Origin of the sequence: Streptomyces sp. NPDC035033 (assembly GCF_040636735.1) — a bacterium.
Lineage (GTDB): Bacteria > Actinomycetota > Actinomycetes > Streptomycetales > Streptomycetaceae > Streptomyces.
This window is the reverse complement of the sequence record NZ_JBEZUZ010000046.1, coordinates 13,840-32,349: the sequence shown is the minus strand read 5'-3', so window position 1 is coordinate 32,349 and position 18,510 is coordinate 13,840. Positions and strand designations below refer to the sequence as shown.

Here is an 18,510-nt window from a genome sequence, read left to right as displayed (position 1 = left end):
GGGGGGACAGCGTCGAAGTCTACGTCGCGCGAGTGACAGGAGCGGGGCACCGGGGGCTAGGGTCGCGCGTTGGAAGACGTGGAACACCTGTCCGTATTGTCGAGAACATTCTCGCACCTTCCCGCCCCTCAGGAGGCACCCTCGATGCCGGTCCCCCAGCCCGCCGCCGCCGAGCGCGGCGAGCAGATCCTCGCCGTCTTCGACACCGCCTTCGGCGAGCTGCTCGCCGCCGACCCGGCGGCCTTCCGGGTCAAGTTCCGGAAGATGGCCGGATCCGCCTTCGCCTTCTACCGGGGCACCGCCTGCCTCTTCTACAAGGACCTGGAGGAGGAGGCCGCCGGCGGCCCGTTCCTGGACGAGCGGACCGGCCGGGTCTGGATCCACGGCGATCTGCACGCGGAGAACTTCGGCACCTACATGGACGCCCACGGGCGCCTGGTCTTCAACGTGAACGACTTCGACGAGGCGTACGTGGGCCCCTTCACCTGGGACCTCAAGCGGCTCGCCGCCTCCCTCGCCCTGCTCGGCTACGCCAAGGCGCTCGGCGATGACCAGATCACCCACCTGGTCCGGGCCTACGCGACCGCCTACCGGGAGCGGATCCGCCTGCTGGCCGCCGGCACCCGGGGGGACCAGGTCCCCGGCTTCACCCTGGAGACCGCCGACGGCGCGCTGCTGGGGGCGCTGCGGCAGGCCCGCGCGATGACCCGGTTCGGGCTGCTCGACTCGATGACCGAGATCCGCGCGTACGAGCGCCGCTTCGCGCCCGGCGGCGGGGCGATCGAGCTGGACGCGGCGACCCGCCACCAGGTGCTCGCGGCCTTCGACGGCTATCTGGGGACCCTGCCCGGGTCGAGCCTGGTCCGGCCGGACTCGTACCGGGTGAAGGACGTGGTCGGGCGGCGCGGGATCGGCATCGGCTCGGCCGGCCTGCCCTCGTACAACATCCTCCTGGAGGGGCACAGCGACGCCCTGGAGAACGACGTCGTGATCTACATGAAGCAGGCGCAGACCCCGGCGGTCTCGCGGCACGTCACGGATCCGGCGGTGCGGGACTACTTCCGCCACGAGGGGCACCGGACGGTGATCTCGCAGCGGGCGCTCCAGGCGCACGCCGACCCCTGGCTGGGGTGGACGGAGCTGGGCGGGGCCGGGCAGCTGGTCGCCGAGGTGTCGCCGTACGCGGTGGATCTGGACTGGTCGGACATCGACGACTGGGAGGAGATCGCGGCGACCGTGGCCGACCTGGGGCGGGCGACCGCGACCATGCACGCGGCGGCGGACGAGTCCAGCGGGCACTCGCTGGTGCCGTTCTCCACGGAGCGGGCGATCGACGCGGCCGTCGCGCGGGACGAGGAGGGCTTCACCGAGCTCCTGGTGGACTTCGCCCACGCGTACGGGGCCCGCGCGCGCGGCGACCACCAGATCTTCGTGGACCTGTTCCGCAACGGCCGGATCCCGGGCCTGTGACCGGGATCCCCGGTCGCACAGCCTCCCCTTAGGGACCCCTTACGGCCCGGCGTGGCACACTCGTCCGACGATGGACATGGCAGGGACGCGGCTGAGGGCGCTGCGGGCGGCGGTCTTCACGGCACTGGTCGTGACGCTGTCCGTGGCGTCCCACGTGCTGCTCTCGGGGGCGCCGCTGCCGCTGGGCACGGTCGTGCCGGTCGCGGTCGCCGTCTTCGCCGCCGCGTTCGCGCTGGCCGGCCGGGAGCGCGGCTTCGGCCCGATCGCGGGGCTGCTCGTCCCGCTGGAGCTGGCCGCCGACACGCTCTTCACCTCCGGCCAGGCGGTCTGTTACGGCCCCGCCGGCGGGCCGGTCTCCGGCGCGCTGCGGTCGTTCGGGGTGGAGGTGCTGTGCGGCGGGGCCGTGGGCACCCCGCTGCCCGGGGTCGTCGCGCCCCGGAGCGGGGCCGCCGCGCTGCTCGCCTCCCCCGACCCGGCGCTGCCCTGGCTGCTGCTCGCCGCCCACGTCCTGGTCGGGCTCTCGGCGGCGGCCTGGCTGCGCGGCGGCGAGCGGGCGCTGGCGCGGCTGCTCGGCGCGGCGGCGGCCTCGGCCTTCCGGCCGCTGGAGCTGCTCGGGGCCCTCACGGGCGCGGACCGGCCGGCGGTGCCCGGCCCGGGTCGTCCGGAGCCCCGGCCGCGCCCGTCCCGTACGCGCCTCCTCGTGCACTCCGTGGGGCGGCGGGGACCGCCGCGGGGACCGCTCGCTCTCGTCTGAGCGCACGGTTCCCGTCCTCTCCTCCCCCTTTCTTCCTTCCGGAGATTCACGATCATGAGTGCACGCAACAACCAGGCCAACAAGGCTGCCGCCCGCGAGCGTCTGCGCGCCGAGCGCGAGGCGCAGGCGAAGAAGGAGCGGGCCCGCCGGCAGCTGATCGTCGGCGTCTCGGCGGTGGCGGTGCTCGCCGTCGCCGGCGGTGTCGGCTACGCCGTCGTCCAGGCCAACCAGCCCAGCGCCTGGGAGGCCGCGGCCGAGGCCACGTCGGTCACGGCCCCGAAGAACACCGAGGGCACGAACGGCACGACCGTCGTCATCGGCAAGGACTCGGCGAAGAAGACCCTGGAGCTCTACGAGGACTCGCGCTGCCCGGTCTGCGCGACCTTCGAGCAGGCGGTCGGCTCCACCGTCGAGAAGGACGTCGAGGCCGGCAAGTACAAGATCAAGTACGTGGGCGCGACCTTCATCGACACCTTCGACCAGGGCGAGGGCTCGAAGAACGCCCTGTCGGCACTGGGCGCGGCGCTCGACGTGAGCCCGGAGGCCTTCCTGGACTACAAGGCGGCCCTCTACTCCGCGAAGTGGCACCCGGAGGAGAAGGACGACAAGTTCGCCAAGGACTCCTACCTGCTGGAGGTCGCGGACACGGTCCCGGCCCTGAAGGGCAACGCCGCCTTCAAGAAGCACGTCGAGGACGGCACCTTCGACGCCTGGGCGATGAAGATGTCCGAGGCCTTCGACAAGAGCGGCGTGACGGGCACGCCGACGCTGAGGATGGACGGCAAGACGCTGACGGCCTCGGGTTCGGACAACCCGCCGCTGACGGTCGAGGAGTTCAACGCGGCCCTCACCCCGGCGCTGGGCGGCTGACGCCCGTCCCCTCGTGACGCCCGTCCCCTCGTGACGCCCGTCCCCTCGTGACGCCGGGCCGCGCCGGCGTCACGAGGGGCTGCGCGGGGGGTCGTCCGGAGATCGTGGTGATCCGCGGGCGAAACCCCGGAGAACTTTCCGGATTCCGCCTGTCAACCTTTTGTACCCGTCAGTAATCTGACTGGCCGTGACCAGTCACTCCATATCTCCTGCCCCCACGCGGCGCACGGTCGTCAAGGCCGCCGCCGTCACCGCCGTCGCCACCCCCGCGCTGCTCGGCGCGGCCGCGCCGGCCCTCGCGGACGCCCCGGCGCCCGCCTTCCTGCACGGCGTCGCCTCCGGCGACCCGCTGCCCGACGGCGTCCTGCTGTGGACGCGCGTCACCCCCTCCCCCGAGGCCGTGCCCGGTTCCGGGCTCGGCGCGGACGTCCGGGTCGACTGGGAGGTGGCCGAGGACCGCTCCTTCGCGCGGGTCGTCGCCTCCGGCTCGGCCACCGCGACCGCCGCCGCCGACCACACGGTCAAGGCCGACGTCCGCGGACTGCGCCCGGCCACCGCCTACTTCTTCCGCTTCACCGCGGACGGGGTCGTCTCGGCGGCCGGCCGCACCCGCACCGCCCCGCCCGCCGGCGCCGCCGTGCCGGGGGTCCGCTTCGGCGTGGTGTCCTGCGCCAACTACGAGGCCGGCCACTTCTCCGCGTACCGCCACCTCGCCGCCCGCGCCGACCTGGACGCGGTCCTGCACCTGGGCGACTACCTCTACGAGTACGCGAGCGGGGTCTACCCGGAGGCGAAGGACACCGTCCGCCCGCACGAGCCGCGCCACGAGATCGTGTCGCTCGCCGACTACCGCACCCGGCACGGCTGGTACAAGACGGACCCGGACCTCCAGGCGCTGCACGCGGCCCACCCGGTGGTGGCGATCTGGGACGACCACGAGTTCGCCAACGACGCCTGGACCGGCGGGGCCGAGAACCACACCCCGGGCGCCGAGGGCGACTGGGCCGCCCGGGTCGCCGCGGCCAAGCGGGCCTACTTCGAGTGGATGCCGGTCCGCACCTCCACCGAGGGCACGGTCTTCCGCCGGATCCGTTTCGGCAAGCTGGCCGACCTGCACCTGCTGGACCTGCGGTCCTTCCGCTCGGCCCAGGCGAAGACGGGCTCCGGCACGGTCGACGACCCCGACCGCACGCTCACGGGCCGCGCGCAGCTCGACTGGCTGAAGGCCGGTCTGGCCGGTTCGGACGCCGCCTGGCAGCTGGTCGGCACCTCCGTGATGATCTCGCCGGTCGCCTTCGGCGCGCTCCCCGCCCATCTGCTCGAACCGCTCGCCGAGCTCCTCGGGCTGCCGGCCGAGGGGATCGCGGTCAACGTCGACCAGTGGGACGGCTACACCGACGACCGCAAGGAGCTGCTGGCGCACCTGAGTTCCCGGGCGATCAGGAACACCGTCTTCCTGACCGGCGACATCCACATGGCGTGGGCCAACGACGTGCCGGCGCGGGCGGCCACGTACCCGCTCTCCGCCTCGGTGGCCACCGAGTTCGTGGTCACCTCGGTGACCTCGGACAACCTGGACGACCTGCTGAACGTGGCGCCGGGCACGCTCTCGGTGGTGGCCGCCGGCGCGGTGAAGGCGGCCAACCGGCACGTGAAGTGGGTGGACATGGACCACCACGGCTACGGGGTCCTCGACGTGACCGCCGAGCGCTCGCAGATGGACTACTACACGGTCTCCGACAAGCGCGACCCGGCCGCGACGGCGTCCTGGGCCCGCTCCTACCGAACGCTCAGTGGAACGCAGCGCGTCGAGCGGGTGTACCAGCCGGTCATCTGACCGAATATTTTCAGCCATGATCCTTCGTGTTAACGGAAGATCACACGGCTACGGCGGGTGGTGGTTCTCGGGGCTCGAAACCGGACACACCACCCGCCACCGGCGCAGGTTTCGTTACGTCGATGTCTCAAACTCCGGAAGCCGCACAAAACTTTCTTCCCGATGTCCGGAATTGTCCTCCGAATGATTGGGCCTGATCACCGCTCAACGGTGTCTGACATGAACGCGTAATCTCCCCGCCGTGGCGAGGAAGTACCTCCCACCACCCCCCGCGAGGAGTCACCTGTGCGTGCTCTTGTCCGTATATCGCCGCGTACCTCACGTCGTGTGCTCGGCACCGCCGTCCTGGCCGGAACCCTGGCCCTGGCGCCCTTCTCCGCCCCCGTCGTCGCCCAGGCCTCCCCGACCCTGGCCGGCGCCTCCGCCGAGGAGTGCCACGACGACGCGGAGGCCCTGTCCGGCGCCCGCAAGGAGAAGGGCGCCGACACCCACGCCCACGAGCCCAACGAGGTCTCCGCCGCCCAGGCCAAGGCCATGGACGCCGACCTGAGCAAGAAGCTCTCCGAGCTCAAGGCGAACGGCCGCCTCTCCGCCACGGCCGCCGCCGCCGGCGCGACCATCCCGGTCTACTTCCACGTCGTCCACAGCGGCACGACCGGCAAGCTGACCGCCACGGACATCAACAACCAGATGAACGTGCTCAACGCGGCCTTCGGCGGCCAGGGCACCGGCAACGTGAACACCGGCTTCCAGTTCACCCTGGCCGGCACCACCTACACGGACAACGCCTCCTGGTACAACCTGGCCTCCGGCTCCACCGCCGAGAAGCAGATGAAGCAGACCCTCCGTCAGGGCGGCGCCAACGCGCTGAACATCTACACCGCCAACCTCAGCGGCGGCCTGCTCGGCTGGGCGACCTTCCCGTCCTCGTACAACTCCAACCCGTCCATGGACGGCGTCGTGCTGCTCGACGCCTCCCTGCCGGGCGGCTCGGCGGCCAACTACAACCAGGGCGACACCGCCACCCACGAGGTCGGCCACTGGATGGGCCTGTACCACACCTTCCAGGGCGGCTGCACGGGCAACGGCGACTACGTCGCCGACACCCCGGCCGAGAAGTCCCCGGCCTACGAGTGCCCGACCGGCCGTGACTCCTGCGCCTCCAAGGCCGGCGTGGACCCGATCCACAACTTCATGGACTACACGTACGACGCGTGCATGTACCAGTTCACCACGGGCCAGGTGACCCGGATGAACGACCACTGGACCGCGTACCGCGCCTGACGGCCCGTCCGCGCGCGCGAAACGGCCCCCCGGGGAATCCCCGGGGGGCCGTCCCCGTGCCGCTCAGTCCTCGTCGAGCCCGTCGAGGAAGTCGAGGGCGATCGCCCAGGTCCGCTCCGTCGCCTCGGCGTCCCAGTCCGGCAGCTCCGGGTCCGTGTAGACGTGCCCGGCGCCCCGGTACCGGTAGACCTCCACCTCCGCCCCGGCCCTCCGCATCTGGAGGTACCAGGCGGACAGCCAGTCGTCCGTCTCGAACGGGTCCGGCTCGGCCACGTGCAGCTGGACGGGCAGGGCGTCCACCGACGCGTTCGGCGCGAGGTCCGAGGTGCCGTGGAGGAGCAGCAGCCCGCGCGCCTTCTCGTCGCCGAGGGCCAGGGTCTGCGCGACCGAGGCCCCGAAGGAGAAGCCCGCGTAGACGAGGCCGCGCTCCGAGTACGGGGCGGCGGCCAGCACCGCGCGCTTCAGCAGCTCGTCCGAGCCGATCTCGTCCTTCTTCGCCATGCCCTCCTCCACCGAGTCGGTGGTCCAGCCGTCGAAGAGGTCCGGCACCCACACCTGATGGCCGGCGGCCCGCAGCCGGTCGGCGGCGGCCTCGACGGCCGGGCGCACCCCGTGCACCGAGTGGAAAAGCATGATGTCCATGCGCGCCATCCTGCCACCCGCCGCCGACGGCCCCCCGGACCCGGCGGGTCAGCGCATCGAGCGGACGTCCAGCTGCCGCAGCACCCGGTCCACCACCTCGGGGTCGGCCCCCGGCTCGCTGCGCGCCGCGAGGACGGCGTGCCGCGCGGCGGACATCATCTCCCGCTGGATCGACTGGAGCCTCTTCACCCGCTCGACGCGCTCGGTGAAGGCGGCCCGCCGCTCCTCGTCCACCATGTCCGGGCTGATCCGCGCCCCGATGTCGAAGGCCCCGCGCTGGAGCCGCTCGGCGATCTCCTCGGGCAGCTCCTCGACCTCCTCGATCTCCTTCAGGCGCCGCTTGGCCGCCTTGGCCGCCCGCACCGCCAGCTCCCGCTCGAAGGCCCGGTCGGCGTCCGCGTCCGCCCGCACCCCCAGCTTCCGCACCAGCCAGGGCAGGCTGAGCCCCTGCACCACGAGGGTCGCGAGGATCACGCAGAAGGCGATGAAGACCAGCTCGTCCCGGCCGGGGAAGGGCGAGCCGTCCTCGGTGGTCCGCGGGATGGCGAGGGCCAGCGCGACCGAGGCCACCCCGCGCATCCCGGACCACCACATGACGACGGTCTCCCGCCAGCTCGTCGGGATCTCCTCGGCGACGTCCCGCCGGTCGTGCAGCCGCTTCGCCAGCCAGGTGGCCGGCAGCAGCCACAGCAGCCGGACCCCGACGACCACGCCGACGACCACCGCGCCCCAGCCCAGCATCTCGCCGAACCGGTCCTCCGCGACGCCGAAGACGTGGATCAGCTCCAGGCCGATGAGGCCGAAGGCGATGCCGGTGACGAGGGTGTCGACGACCTCCCAGAAGGTCTGCCCGGCGAGCCGCCCCATCACGTCGTCGGCGTCGACCGCGTACTCGGCGAGGAAGAGGGCGGTGACGAGGACCGCGAGCACGCCGGAGCCGTGCAGCTCCTCGGCGAGGACGTAGGAGACGAAGGGGACGAGGAGGGTGAGGCCGGTCTGGAGGGTGGCGTCGCCGAGGAAGCCCATCAGCTTGTTGGCGAGCCAGCCGAGCGCGAGGCCGACCGCGACCGCCACGACCGCCGAGAGGACCAGCTCGCCCAGCGCCTTCGGCCAGGAGAACTCGCCGCTCACCACCGCCGCGATGGCCACGTGGTAGAGCACGATCGCGGTGACGTCGTTGAAGAGCCCCTCGCCCTCCAGGATCGACACGAGCCGCCGGGGCAGCCCGAGCGAGCCGGCCACGGCGGTCGCCGCGACCGGGTCGGGCGGGGCCACCAGGGCTCCGAGCGCGAGCGCGGCGGCCAGCGGGATGCCGGGCACCAGCACGTCCGCGACCGCGCCCACGGCGGCCGTGGTGACGAAGACCAGGGCGACCGCCAACAGGAAGATCGGCCGCCGGTTCGCCGCGAACTGCCGCCAGGAGGTCCGCTGCACGGAGGCGTAGAGCAGCGGCGGCAGCACCAGCGGGAGGATGAACTCGGGCGGGATGTCGACGTTCGGCACGAAGGGCAGGAAGGCCAGCACGATCCCGAGCAGGGTCATCAGGACGGGCGCGGGCAGCCCCAGCCGTTCCCCCAGGGGGACGGTGAGCACCGCCCCGAGCAGCAGCAAGAACAGCAGAGCGAGCTGGTCCACGGCGTCCCCTTCAGCCTCTCGAAGATCGAGCGCCTATCATAAAAGGGACATTCCGACCACTCGTCAGGAGGATGTCATGCTGAAGCAGCACATCGGGCGCCGCGCGGCGGCCCTGGTGCTGGCGGTCACCGGCGTGCTCGGCGCCGGCTCGGCAGCACTGGCGGCACCCCACCCGCCCACCAACGGCGGAAACGGCGGGGGCCAGAGCGGCCAGTGCACCGGCCCCGCGTCCGAGCGGCCGCACGGCTGCCACACCTGGAAGTAGTTCCTCCCCCGCACACCGCGCCCGGACCGGAGACCCCGCCACCCGGACCTTCCCGCAGGGCCTGTCCCACCGGACCAGGCCCTCAGCCGTGTCCGGGGACCGCTACAGCGTCCGCCGCATCGCCCGGTGCGGGATGCCCGCGTCCGGGAACTCGCCGCCGTACGCCACGTACCCCAGCCGCTCGTAGAAGCCGAGGGCGTGCGTCTGGGCGTGCAGGTCGACAGCGGCCAGGCCGCGCTCGCGTGCCGCGTCCTCGATGGCCCTGACCAGGGCCGCGCCGACGCCGAGGCCGCGCGCCGCCTTGCCGACCGCGAGCCGGCCCAGCGAACCGACCGAGGCGTCCGCGCCGGTCTTGCCGGTCGCGTCGGCGCCGTGCAGCAGCCGCCCGGTGCCCAGCGGCACCCCGTCCGCGCGGACCGCGAGGACGTGGACGGCGGTGGCGTCGTACGCGTCGTACTCGATCTCCCGCGGGACGCCCTGCTCCTCGACGAAGACCTCGCGGCGGACCGCGAAGCAGAACTCGAGGTCCTCCTCGCCCACGGCCTCGCGGACGGTGTACGCCCCGCTCACCGGCTCTCGGCCTCGATCCGGTCCAGCGCCGTCCGGAGGTCGGCCGGGTAGGAGGAGGAGAACTCGACCCACTGGCCGTCGCCCGGGTGCTCGAAGCCGAGCCGGACCGCGTGCAGCCACTGGCGGGTCAGCCCGAGCCGCTTGGCCATGGTCGGGTCGGCGCCGTAGGTGAGGTCGCCGACGCAGGGGTGGCGGTGGGCCGACATGTGCACCCGGATCTGGTGGGTGCGGCCGGTCTCCAGCTTGATGTCGAGCAGGGAGGCCGCCCGGTACGCCTCGATCAGGTCGTAGTGGGTGACGGACGGCTTGCCGTCGGCGGTCACGGCCCACTTGTAGTCGTGGTTCGGGTGCCGGCCGATGGGCGCGTCGATGGTGCCGCTCAGCGGGTCCGGGTGGCCCTGCACCAGCGCGTGGTAGCGCTTGTCGACCGTGCGCTCCTTGAACTGGCGCTTGAGCGAGGTGTACGCGTACTCGGACTTGGCGACCACCATCAGGCCGGAGGTGCCGACGTCGAGCCGGTGCACGATGCCCTGGCGCTCGGCGGCGCCCGAGGTGGAGATCCGGTAGCCGGCGGCGGCGAGGCCGCCGATCACGGTGGTGCCGGTCCAGCCGGGGCTGGGGTGGGCGGCGACCCCGATCGGCTTCGTGATCACCACGATGTCGTCGTCGTCGTGGACGATCTCCATGCCCTCGACGGGCTCGGCGACGATCTGCACGGGCGCGGGCGCGCCCGGCATCTCGACCTCCAGCCACGCGCCGCCGCTCACCCGCTCGGACTTGCCGACGACGGCGCCGTCGACCTGGACCTTCCCCGAGGCGGCGAGCTCCGCCGCCTTCGTACGGGAAAACCCGAACATGCGGGCGATGGCGGCGTCGACGCGCTCGCCCTCCAGGCCATCGGGAACGGGCAGGGTGCGGATCTCGGGACTCGTGCTCACCCGTCGAGTATGCCTTGTGCCCGGAGTGCTCGGTCCTGCGTGCTCAGTCCTTGTGGACGGTGCCGTCCGGGTCCAGGCCCCGGAAGGACAGGATGACGATCAGGATGCCGCCGCAGACGATCGCCGAGTCGGCGAGGTTGAAGACGGCGAAGTGGGCCGGGGCGATGAAGTCCACGACCGCGCCCTCGAAGACGCCCGGCGAGCGGAACAGCCGGTCGGTGAGGTTGCCCAGCGCGCCGCCGAGCAGCAGGCCGAGCGCGATCGCCCAGGGCAGGCTGTAGAGCTTGCGGGCCAGCCGGATGATCACCACGATGACGGCGGCCGCGATGCAGGTGAAGACGATGGTGAACGCCTCGCCCATGCCGAAGGCCGCGCCCGGGTTGCGGATCGCCTCGAAGCGGAGCAGGTCGCCGATGACCTTGATCGGCTCGCGGCCCTCCAGCTTCTCCACCACGACGATCTTGCTGCCGAGGTCGATCAGGTAGGCCAGGACGGCCACCACGAAGAGCGCGACGATCCGCCGCTTGCCCTTCGGACGCTCCTCCGCGTGCTCTCCGGGGGCGGCCGAGTCCTCGGCCCCTGCTGAATCCGGCGTACCGATGACGCTCTCCGCCTCTGCCACGTGAGTGAGTCCCTCGTACCTCGTTGCCTGACCGTGCACCGAGGGTACGGCACAGACGTGCGAGACCGGCAGCCCGTACCGCCGGTTCCCGCACGTCGCGAACGGCCTGGGCCGTCTTCCGGGGGCGCTAGCCGCGCCGCTCCTGCTTCTGCTTGTCCTCCACGCAGAGGGTGGCGCGGGGGAAGGCCTGCATGCGGGCCTTGCCGATGGGCTTGCCGCAGACCTCGCAGAGGCCGTACGTGCCCGCGTCGAGCCGTTCCAGGGCGTGCTCGGTCTGCTCCAGCATCTCGCGCGCGTTGGCGGCCAGGGCCAGCTCGTGCTCGCGGGTGATGTTCTTGGTGCCGGTGTCGGCCTGGTCGTCGCCGGCGCCGTCGCCGGAGTCCCGCATCAGCCCGGTCAGCTCCTCCTGGGAGTGGACCAGCTCGCTGCGCAGCCGCAGCACCTCGGCCTGGAGCACGCTGCGGGCCTCGGTGACCTCCTCGGGCGTCCAGGGGTCCTCGCCGGGCCGTACCGCGAGCTCCCCGGTACGCGCCGGGGGCACGGCCGCCTCGTCCTCGGCGGTCGTGACGACGCCACCCGCGGTCTTCTTCGCTGCCACCGTCCTGGCTCCTGTCTGCTTCTTCGCGGCGGCCTTCCGGCCGACGGCCTTCTTCACGGACTTCTTCCCCGCCGGAGCCGCCTCGGCCCCGGCACCGCCCCCTCCGGGGGCCTCACCGGCCACCCCGGGGGCCTCACCGGCCACCGCCTTCTTCGCGGCGGCCTTCGCCGCCGGGGCCTTCCCGGCGCCGGCCCCGGGGCCGGCGGTCTTCTTCGCCGCCGTCTTCTTGGCAGCCGTCTTCTTGGCCGTGGCCTTCTCGGCGACGGCCTTCTTCGCGGCGGTCTTTTTCGCGACGGCCTTCTTCGCGGGCGGCGCCGCGGCCGATGCGGACGCGCCGGCCGGGGCCTCCGCCGCCTCGTCCGCGGCCGCCTTCTCGGCCGTCGTCTTCCCCGCGGTCGCCTTCCCCGCGGACGTCCGCTTCGCCGACGCGCGCGCCGGGGCCGCCGCCCGCCGCTTCCCGGCCGCGCCCTCCAGGGCCCCGGGGTCGCCCCGGGAACCGGCGGACCCGGGGTCCCCGGCGGCGGCCGGGGACGGCTTCGCGGCGGTCTTCTTCGCCACCATGTCGCGGCCCCTTCACATTTTGTGATCTTGCTCGCGCATCGTGCTGGGACGATAAATCGGCCCAAGGCCCTCGGCAACGGGGCACGCCGCCCATTCCGCCCGCCCCGCCGCCCCCGGGGCGGACCCGTGGGAAGAGGTGCCCAACTCCCCGCCGGGTTATCCGCCCGCCCCCTCCCCCACATGGCCCCCCGGAACTCCGGGCCGCGCCGTGTGCCCATTCGGGTCACCGGGAATCCGGTCGGCCCGGCGCCCCGCGCCCCGTACACTGGCCTCAGCGAGAGGCGTCGATGGGGACCAGTAGCGTCGTACGCAGCCATGAGCGATCCGGGGACGGTGAGAGCCCGGGGGCGAGCCCGATGCGAAGCATCACCCCGGAGCTGCCGGAAGAAAGCCGCGCGGAGCACGTACGCGAGCGCGGTGACTAGACCCGGTGTCGCGACCCCAATGAGGGGGCTTCGGACGGTCACGCCCGGAGCCAAGGAGGGTGGTACCGCGGGAGCGCTGCTCTCGTCCCTCCGACGGAAGCAGGAAATGTCCGTCCGGAGGAGAGTCCGCCGCATGACACCGCCCCAGTACCGCCAGGTGCCCGCCCAGGTCGACCTGCCCGCGCTCGAGCACTCCGTGCTCGACTTCTGGCAGGAGAACAAGGTCTTCGCCAAGACCCTGGAGCAGTCCGAGGGCCGCCCCGAGTGGGTCTTCTACGAGGGTCCGCCGACCGCCAACGGCATGCCCGGCGCCCACCACATCGAGGCCCGCGTCTTCAAGGACGTCTTCCCCCGCTTCCGCACCATGCGCGGCTACCACGTGGCCCGCAAGGCCGGCTGGGACTGCCACGGCCTCCCGGTGGAGCTCGCCGTCGAGAAGGAGCTCGGCTTCTCCGGCAAGAAGGACATCGAGGAGTACGGCATCGCGGAGTTCAACGCGAAGTGCCGCGAGTCGGTGACCCGCCACACCGACGCCTTCGCCGAGCTCACCACCCGCATGGGCTACTGGGTCGACCTCGACGACGCCTACCGCACCATGGACCCCTCGTACATCGAGTCGGTCTGGTGGTCGCTCAAGCAGATCTTCGACAAGGGCCTCCTCGTCCAGGACCACCGCGTCGCCCCCTGGTGCCCCCGCTGCGGCACCGGCCTCTCCGACCACGAGCTGGCGCAGGGCTACGAGACGGTCGTCGACCCCTCGGTCTTCGTCCGCTTCCCGCTGACCTCCGGCCCGCTCGCCGGCAAGGCCGCGCTCCTCGTCTGGACGACCACCCCGTGGACCCTGGTGTCCAACACGGCCGTCGCCGCCCACCCCGAGGTCACCTACGTCGTCGCCACCGACGGCGACGAGCGGCTCGTCGTCGCCGAGCCGCTGCTCGACAAGGCCCTCGGCGAGGGCTGGGTCACCACCGGCGAGTCCTTCACCGGCGCCGAGATGGAGCGCTGGACCTACCGGCGCCCCTTCGAGCTCGTCGAGTTCCCGGCCGAGGCGCACTTCGTCGTCAACGCCGACTACGTGACCACCGAGGACGGCACCGGTCTCGTCCACCAGTCCCCCGCCTTCGGTGAGGACGACCTCAAGGTCTGCAAGGCGTACGGCCTGCCGATGGTCAACCCGGTCCGCCAGGACGGCACCTTCGAGGAGGAGCTGCCGCTCGTCGGCGGCGTCTTCTTCAAGAAGGCCGACGAGGCGCTCACCGCCGACCTCGACGCCCGCGGCCTGCTCTTCAGGCACGTCCCGTACGAGCACAGCTACCCGCACTGCTGGCGCTGCCACACGGCCCTGCTCTACTACGCGCAGCCGTCCTGGTACATCCGTACGACCGCCGTCAAGGACCGTCTCCTCCAGGAGAACGAGAAGACCAACTGGTTCCCCGAGTCGGTCAAGCACGGCCGCTTCGGCGACTGGCTCAACAACAACATCGACTGGGCGCTCTCCCGCAACCGCTACTGGGGCACCCCGCTGCCGATCTGGCGCTGCGAGGAGGGCCACCTCACCTGCGTCGGCTCCCGCGCCGAGCTGACCGAGCTGACCGGCACCGACCAGTCGGACCTCGACCCGCACCGGCCGTACATCGACGACGTCACCTTCGCGTGCCCGGCCGAGGGCTGCTCCCTCGAAGCCGTCCGCGTCCCCGAGGTCATCGACGCCTGGTACGACTCCGGCTCCATGCCGTTCGCGCAGTACGGCTACCCGTACCGGAACAAGGAGCTGTTCGAGAGCCGCTACCCGGCCCAGTTCATCTCCGAGGCCATCGACCAGACCCGCGGCTGGTTCTACACGCTGATGGCCGTCGGCACGCTCGTCTTCGACAAGTCCTCGTACGAGAACGTGGTCTGCCTCGGCCACATCCTCGCCGAGGACGGCCGCAAGATGTCCAAGCACCTCGGCAACATCCTCCAGCCGATCCCGCTCATGGACCAGCACGGCGCCGACGCCGTCCGCTGGTTCATGGCGGCCGGCGGCTCCCCCTGGGCGGCCCGCCGCGTCGGCCACGGCACCATCCAGGAGGTCGTCCGCAAGACCCTCCTCACGTACTGGAACACGGTCGCCTTCCAGGCCCTGTACGCCCGTACGGCCGGCTGGGCGCCGTCCGCCGCCGACCCGGCCCCGGCCGACCGCTCCGTCCTCGACCGGTGGCTGCTGTCCGAGCTGAACACGCTCGTCGCCGAGGCCACCGAGGCGATGGAGGCGTACGACACCCAGCGCACCGGCAAGCTCCTGTCCGCCTTCGTCGACGACCTCTCCAACTGGTACGTGCGCCGCTCCCGCCGCCGCTTCTGGCAGGGCGACAAGGCGGCCCTGCGGACCCTGCACGAGGTCGTCGAGACGGTCACCCGCCTGATGGCCCCGCTGACCCCCTTCATCACCGAGCGGGTCTGGCAGGACCTGGTCGTCCCGGTCGCCCCGGACGCCCCCGAGTCGGTCCACCTCGCCACCTGGCCGGAGGCCGACGCGGCGCTGATCGACGGCACCCTCTCCGAGCAGATGGCGCTGGTCCGCCGGCTGGTCGAGCTGGGCCGCGCGACCCGCGCCGAGTCCGGCGTGAAGACCCGCCAGCCGCTCTCCCGCGCGCTGGTCGCGGCGAACGGCTTCGCGGCGCTCTCCCCGGAGCTCCAGGCCCAGATCACGGAGGAGCTCAACGTCTCCTCCCTGGCCTCCCTCTCCGAGGTCGGCGGCAGCCTCGTCGACACCACCGCCAAGGCGAACTTCCGCGCGCTCGGCAAGCGCTTCGGCAAGGGCGTCCAGGACGTCGCCAAGGCCGTCGCCGCGGCCGACGCGGCGGCGCTGGCGCTGGCCCTGCGGGACGGCGAGGCGAGCCTGGAGGTGAACGGCGAGACGATCACCGTCACCCCCGAGGAGATCATCATCACGGAGACCCCGCGCGAGGGCTGGTCGGTCGCCTCCGACTCCGGCGCGACGGTCGCCCTGGACCTGGAGATCACCCCCGAGCTGCGCCGCGCCGGCCTGGCCCGGGACGCGATCCGCCTGATCCAGGAGGCCCGCAAGAACAGCGGCCTCGACGTCGCCGACCGCATCGCGCTGCGCTGGACCTCCACGTCGGAGGAGACGGCGGAGGCGCTGACGGTCCACGCGGACCTGATCGCGGACGAGGTCCTGGCGACGGACTACGCGCAGGGCGAGCCGGACGCGGCGTACGGTCCCGCCGTCCAGGACGCCCCCCTCGCCCTCACCTTCCACCTCCGCAAGGCCTGACCCACGCCGGCGGCGCCCGCCCCCCTCCAGAACGGCCGGCGCCGCCACCCCACCACTCCGTTGTGGGCCGCGCCGGCGGGGCCGGTTACGGTGCCGCCGCGCCCCATCCCGCTGTGGGCTGCGCCCGCCGTTTCGTTGTGGGCAATCGTTCCGCTGGGGCTGGGGGTCCCCCCTGGACGAAGTCCTTGGGGGAGGGTGGGCACAACGGAACGGCACCCTTGCGGGTGCCTCCGCACATGCGCCTGGACCCGCACCGGTACGGCGTCGTACAAGGGGTGCGGGTTCAGGCCCGGAAAGCCTTGGCCCGGCACAGGGCGCCGTCCCTGTGCCCACCCGTCCCTCCCCCAAGGACTTCGTCCAGGGGGGACCCCCAGCGGGACGATTGCCCACAGGGACGGCGGGCGCAGCCCACACGGGACGCCAGGCGCAGCCCACGCGGGGACGCCGGGCGCAGGCCACAGGGGACGGCGGGCGCAGCCCGGGCGGGTTTCGTGGGTACGGCGAAGGGCCAGGTCCTGGGGATCCAGGCCTGGCCCTTCGGCTGCCGACGGCTACGTGCTCACCGCACGTTCAGTCGCCGCCTCAGTTGTCGTCCTCGTCGATCAGAAAGCCCCGCATCGGCGCCGGCGCCTGCTGCATCGGCTGCGGCGCCTGCGGCCGCACCGGCGCCATCGGCTGCGTCATCGCCGGGGACATCTGCTGCTGACCGCCGTAGGACGGGGCGCCGCCCATGGACGGACCGCCGCCCATCGGGCCGTTGCCGCCGTACGACGGGGCGCTCGCGCCGGCGGACGCCATGGACGGGGCCGGCGGCAGCGAGGCCGTCGCCGGGGTCCGCGGCGGGGCCAGCGAGTCGTCCGCCTGGGTCTCCAGCTGACGCAGCTGCGACTCCAGGTAGGACTTCAGACGGGTCCGGTACTCGCGCTCGAAGCCGCGCAGGTCCTCGACCTTGCGCTCCAGCGTGGCGCGGGCGGACTCCAGGGAGCCCATCGCGACGCGGTGCTTCTCCTGCGCGTCCCGCTCCAGCGCGTCCGCCTTGGCGCGGGCGTCCCGCTCCAGGCCCTCGGCGCGGGAGCGCGCCTCGCCGACGATCTTGTTGGCCTCGGAGCGGGCCTCGGCGATCGCCTGGTCGGCGGTCTGCTGCGCCAGCGAGAGCACGCGGGCGGCGCTGTCGCCACCGGGCTGCTGCGGCGGCTGCGGCTGCATCTGCTGCTGCGGGTGACCCATGGGGCCGCCCTGCATCGGGCCGGGACCCATCGGACCGCCCTGCATCGGGCCCGGACCCATGGGTCCGCCCTGCATGGGGCCGGCGGGAAGCTGAGGAGCGCCGGAAGGCAGCTGCGGCGGGCCCATCTGCGGCGGCTGCTGCTGGACCGGCGGACCGGATATGGCGGCGGGCACGGGGGCGCCGGGACCGGGACGGTTGTCCTGCGGCTCCGGCGGCTTGCGCATGGCCTGCTGCTGGTTCTGCGCGGCCGCGCGCGTGGCGGCGGCCAGCTTGGCGCGCAGGTCCTCGTTCTCGCGGAGCAGGCGGGTCAGCTCGGCCTCGACCTCGTCGAGAAAGGCATCGACCTCGTCCTCGTCATAGCCTTCTCGCAGGCGGACGGTCGTGAACTGCTTGTTCCGCACGTCCTCGGGGGTCAGCGGCATCTCTTCTTCACCTCTACGTAGTCGTCGGCAGTCGGCAGGACCGTATCGTCCACACTCACCTCGCGAGGGAGTTCACGACGGAGATGAGGATGTAGACGATGATCATCAGAACGAAGAAGGACAGGTCGAGTGCCACGCCCCCGAGACGGAGCGGCGGGATGAGCCGCCGCAGAAGCTTGAGCGGTGGATCGGTGACAGTGTAGGTGGCCTCCAGAACGACCACCATCGCCTTCCCGGGCTGCCACGACCGGGCGAACTGGAAGACGTAGTCCATGACCAGCCGGAAGATCAGGAAGACGAGGAAGCACATCAGCACGATGTAGACCACCTGCAGTGCGACGCCCATCCCGCGTTTCCCTCTCCCCTGGCCTTCGTGCTCTCACTTGTTCCGGCCGCCTTCGCGGCCGGTCCGTCCGGTCTCGTTCTCTCAGCTCTGGTTGAAGAATCCGCCCTCTGCGATCCGGGCCTTGTCCTCCGCCGTGACATCGACGTTAGCAGGCGACAACAGGAACACCTTCTGCGTCACGCGCTCAATGCTGCCATGGAGCCCGAAGACGAGTCCGGCGGCAAAGTCGACAAGTCGCTTCGCGTCCGTGTCGTCCATCTCCGTGAGGTTCATGATCACCGGGGTGCCCTCACGGAAGTGTTCCCCGATGGTACGGGCCTCGTTGTAGGTCCGGGGGTGCAGTGTGGTGATGCGGTACGGCTCCCGCTCGGACACGACCTTGGGCATGATCACCGGTGCGTTCTTCTCCAGGCTCGGGCGTTCGGGTGTGATGGATGCCACGGGGGCAATTCGGGCCGGACGTCCGCTTTCGGCGAGTACCGGGGCAGAGTGGGCGACCGGCTCCCGGGGGGCCGGGGGCGCCACCACGCGCACGGGCTCCTCGCGCTCCACCTGGCGCGGGGGGGTGTGACGCCGCTCCCTCTCGGGCTCCGGCTCCAGCTCGGGCTCGAAGTCGTCGTCGGGGTCGAAGCCCCGGCCGTCGTACCCATCGTCCTCCACGAGACCGAGGTAGACCGCCATCTTGCGCATCGCGCCGGCCATTCTCCGATTCCTCCGCTCTGTGGTGGATCGGCCTCGTCACCAAGTGCCCGCGATCCACGGGCCA

Annotated in this window: 16 protein-coding genes; 7 read left to right on the top strand and 9 right to left on the bottom strand. The window is 72.2% G+C overall.

Features of this window, described 5'->3' with window-relative positions; translation table 11 throughout:
* Positions 1-144 precede the first annotated feature (144 nt).
* The 5 genes from AB0E83_RS19935 (at position 145) to AB0E83_RS19915 (ending at position 6,215) form a co-directional block, all read left to right on the top strand.
* Complete coding sequence (locus tag AB0E83_RS19935) at positions 145-1,470, top strand: DUF2252 domain-containing protein (RefSeq protein ID WP_362113148.1); 1,326 nt, start codon at positions 145-147, stop codon at positions 1,468-1,470.
* Between the two features lie 70 nt (positions 1,471-1,540).
* The gene (locus AB0E83_RS19930; protein WP_362113145.1) at positions 1,541-2,224 is read left to right on the top strand and encodes a hypothetical protein; all 684 of its coding nucleotides are present in this window, start codon (positions 1,541-1,543) and stop codon (positions 2,222-2,224) included.
* 54 nt (positions 2,225-2,278) lie between these two features.
* Positions 2,279-3,094 (top strand): DsbA family protein, encoded by an 816-nt coding sequence (locus AB0E83_RS19925; RefSeq protein WP_362113142.1) that lies wholly within the window; start codon positions 2,279-2,281, stop codon positions 3,092-3,094.
* Positions 3,095-3,281: 187 nt separating this feature from the next.
* The gene (locus AB0E83_RS19920; protein WP_362113139.1) at positions 3,282-4,931 is read left to right on the top strand and encodes an alkaline phosphatase D family protein; all 1,650 of its coding nucleotides are present in this window, start codon (positions 3,282-3,284) and stop codon (positions 4,929-4,931) included.
* A 327-nt stretch (positions 4,932-5,258) separates the two neighbouring features.
* A complete protein-coding gene (locus AB0E83_RS19915) occupies positions 5,259-6,215 on the top strand; it encodes a zinc metalloprotease (protein ID WP_362113136.1) in 957 nt (318 codons plus the stop codon).
* A gap of 63 nt (positions 6,216-6,278) precedes the next feature.
* Here the strand turns inward: AB0E83_RS19915 and AB0E83_RS19910 are convergent, their stop codons facing one another.
* Positions 6,279-6,857: a dienelactone hydrolase family protein gene (locus tag AB0E83_RS19910; RefSeq protein ID WP_362113133.1), complete on the bottom strand. Its 579-nt coding sequence runs from the start codon at positions 6,855-6,857 to the stop codon at positions 6,279-6,281.
* Between the two features lie 48 nt (positions 6,858-6,905).
* Positions 6,906-8,492, bottom strand: a complete 1,587-nt coding sequence (locus AB0E83_RS19905; protein WP_362113130.1) for a Na+/H+ antiporter — start codon at positions 8,490-8,492, stop codon at positions 6,906-6,908.
* Between the two features lie 76 nt (positions 8,493-8,568).
* Here AB0E83_RS19905 and AB0E83_RS19900 point away from each other — a divergent pair, with 76 nt between their 5' ends.
* Entirely contained in the window at positions 8,569-8,757 is a 189-nt protein-coding gene (locus tag AB0E83_RS19900) for a hypothetical protein (RefSeq protein WP_362113127.1), read from the top strand.
* 102 nt (positions 8,758-8,859) lie between these two features.
* Here AB0E83_RS19900 and AB0E83_RS19895 read toward each other — a convergent pair whose 3' ends face one another.
* From AB0E83_RS19895 to AB0E83_RS19880, 4 genes are all read right to left on the bottom strand, one after another.
* Positions 8,860-9,327 (bottom strand): GNAT family N-acetyltransferase, encoded by a 468-nt coding sequence (locus AB0E83_RS19895; protein WP_362113124.1) that lies wholly within the window; start codon positions 9,325-9,327, stop codon positions 8,860-8,862.
* Complete coding sequence (locus tag AB0E83_RS19890; protein ID WP_362113121.1) at positions 9,324-10,265, bottom strand: RluA family pseudouridine synthase; 942 nt, start codon at positions 10,263-10,265, stop codon at positions 9,324-9,326. Before AB0E83_RS19890 ends, AB0E83_RS19895 begins: the two co-directional genes overlap by 4 nt.
* Positions 10,266-10,308: 43 nt before the next feature.
* Positions 10,309-10,887 carry a signal peptidase II gene (gene lspA, locus AB0E83_RS19885; protein WP_362113118.1) on the bottom strand — a complete coding sequence of 193 codons (579 nt, stop codon included), beginning with the start codon at positions 10,885-10,887 and terminating at the stop codon, positions 10,309-10,311.
* A gap of 127 nt (positions 10,888-11,014) precedes the next feature.
* Positions 11,015-12,046, bottom strand: a complete 1,032-nt coding sequence (locus AB0E83_RS19880; RefSeq protein WP_362113115.1) for a TraR/DksA C4-type zinc finger protein — start codon at positions 12,044-12,046, stop codon at positions 11,015-11,017.
* Positions 12,047-12,604: 558 nt separating this feature from the next.
* On the opposite strand from AB0E83_RS19880, the gene ileS reads away from it, so the two are divergent.
* Positions 12,605-15,748, top strand: coding sequence for an isoleucine--tRNA ligase (gene ileS, locus AB0E83_RS19875; protein WP_362113112.1), 3,144 nt, complete (start codon positions 12,605-12,607; stop codon positions 15,746-15,748).
* 582 nt (positions 15,749-16,330) lie between these two features.
* On the opposite strand, the gene AB0E83_RS19870 is transcribed toward ileS, so the two are convergent.
* From AB0E83_RS19870 to sepF, 3 genes are all read right to left on the bottom strand, one after another.
* Positions 16,331-17,398: a DivIVA domain-containing protein gene (locus AB0E83_RS19870; protein ID WP_362113109.1), complete on the bottom strand. Its 1,068-nt coding sequence runs from the start codon at positions 17,396-17,398 to the stop codon at positions 16,331-16,333.
* 55 nt (positions 17,399-17,453) lie between these two features.
* Positions 17,454-17,744 (bottom strand): YggT family protein, encoded by a 291-nt coding sequence (locus tag AB0E83_RS19865; protein ID WP_030492982.1) that lies wholly within the window; start codon positions 17,742-17,744, stop codon positions 17,454-17,456.
* 81 nt (positions 17,745-17,825) lie between these two features.
* Positions 17,826-18,446 (bottom strand): cell division protein SepF, encoded by a 621-nt coding sequence (gene sepF / locus AB0E83_RS19860; RefSeq protein ID WP_282691785.1) that lies wholly within the window; start codon positions 18,444-18,446, stop codon positions 17,826-17,828.
* Positions 18,447-18,510 lie beyond the last annotated feature (64 nt).

Excerpts from the sequence above, each read along its gene's own strand:
- AB0E83_RS19935 (WP_362113148.1), top strand. The coding sequence starts at position 145 with ATGCCGGTCCCCCAGCCCGCCGCCGCCGAGCGCGGCGAGCAGATCCTC.
- AB0E83_RS19930 (WP_362113145.1), top strand. The coding sequence starts at position 1,541 with ATGGACATGGCAGGGACGCGGCTGAGGGCGCTGCGGGCGGCGGTCTTC.
- AB0E83_RS19925 (WP_362113142.1), top strand. The coding sequence starts at position 2,279 with ATGAGTGCACGCAACAACCAGGCCAACAAGGCTGCCGCCCGCGAGCGT.
- AB0E83_RS19910 (WP_362113133.1), bottom strand. The coding sequence starts at position 6,857 with ATGGACATCATGCTTTTCCACTCGGTGCACGGGGTGCGCCCGGCCGTC.
- AB0E83_RS19900 (WP_362113127.1), top strand. The coding sequence starts at position 8,569 with ATGCTGAAGCAGCACATCGGGCGCCGCGCGGCGGCCCTGGTGCTGGCG.
- AB0E83_RS19880 (WP_362113115.1), bottom strand. The coding sequence starts at position 12,046 with ATGGTGGCGAAGAAGACCGCCGCGAAGCCGTCCCCGGCCGCCGCCGGG.
- ileS (WP_362113112.1), top strand. The coding sequence starts at position 12,605 with ATGACACCGCCCCAGTACCGCCAGGTGCCCGCCCAGGTCGACCTGCCC.
- AB0E83_RS19870 (WP_362113109.1), bottom strand. The coding sequence starts at position 17,398 with ATGCCGCTGACCCCCGAGGACGTGCGGAACAAGCAGTTCACGACCGTC.
- AB0E83_RS19865 (WP_030492982.1), bottom strand. The coding sequence starts at position 17,744 with ATGGGCGTCGCACTGCAGGTGGTCTACATCGTGCTGATGTGCTTCCTC.
- sepF (WP_282691785.1), bottom strand. The coding sequence starts at position 18,446 with ATGGCCGGCGCGATGCGCAAGATGGCGGTCTACCTCGGTCTCGTGGAG.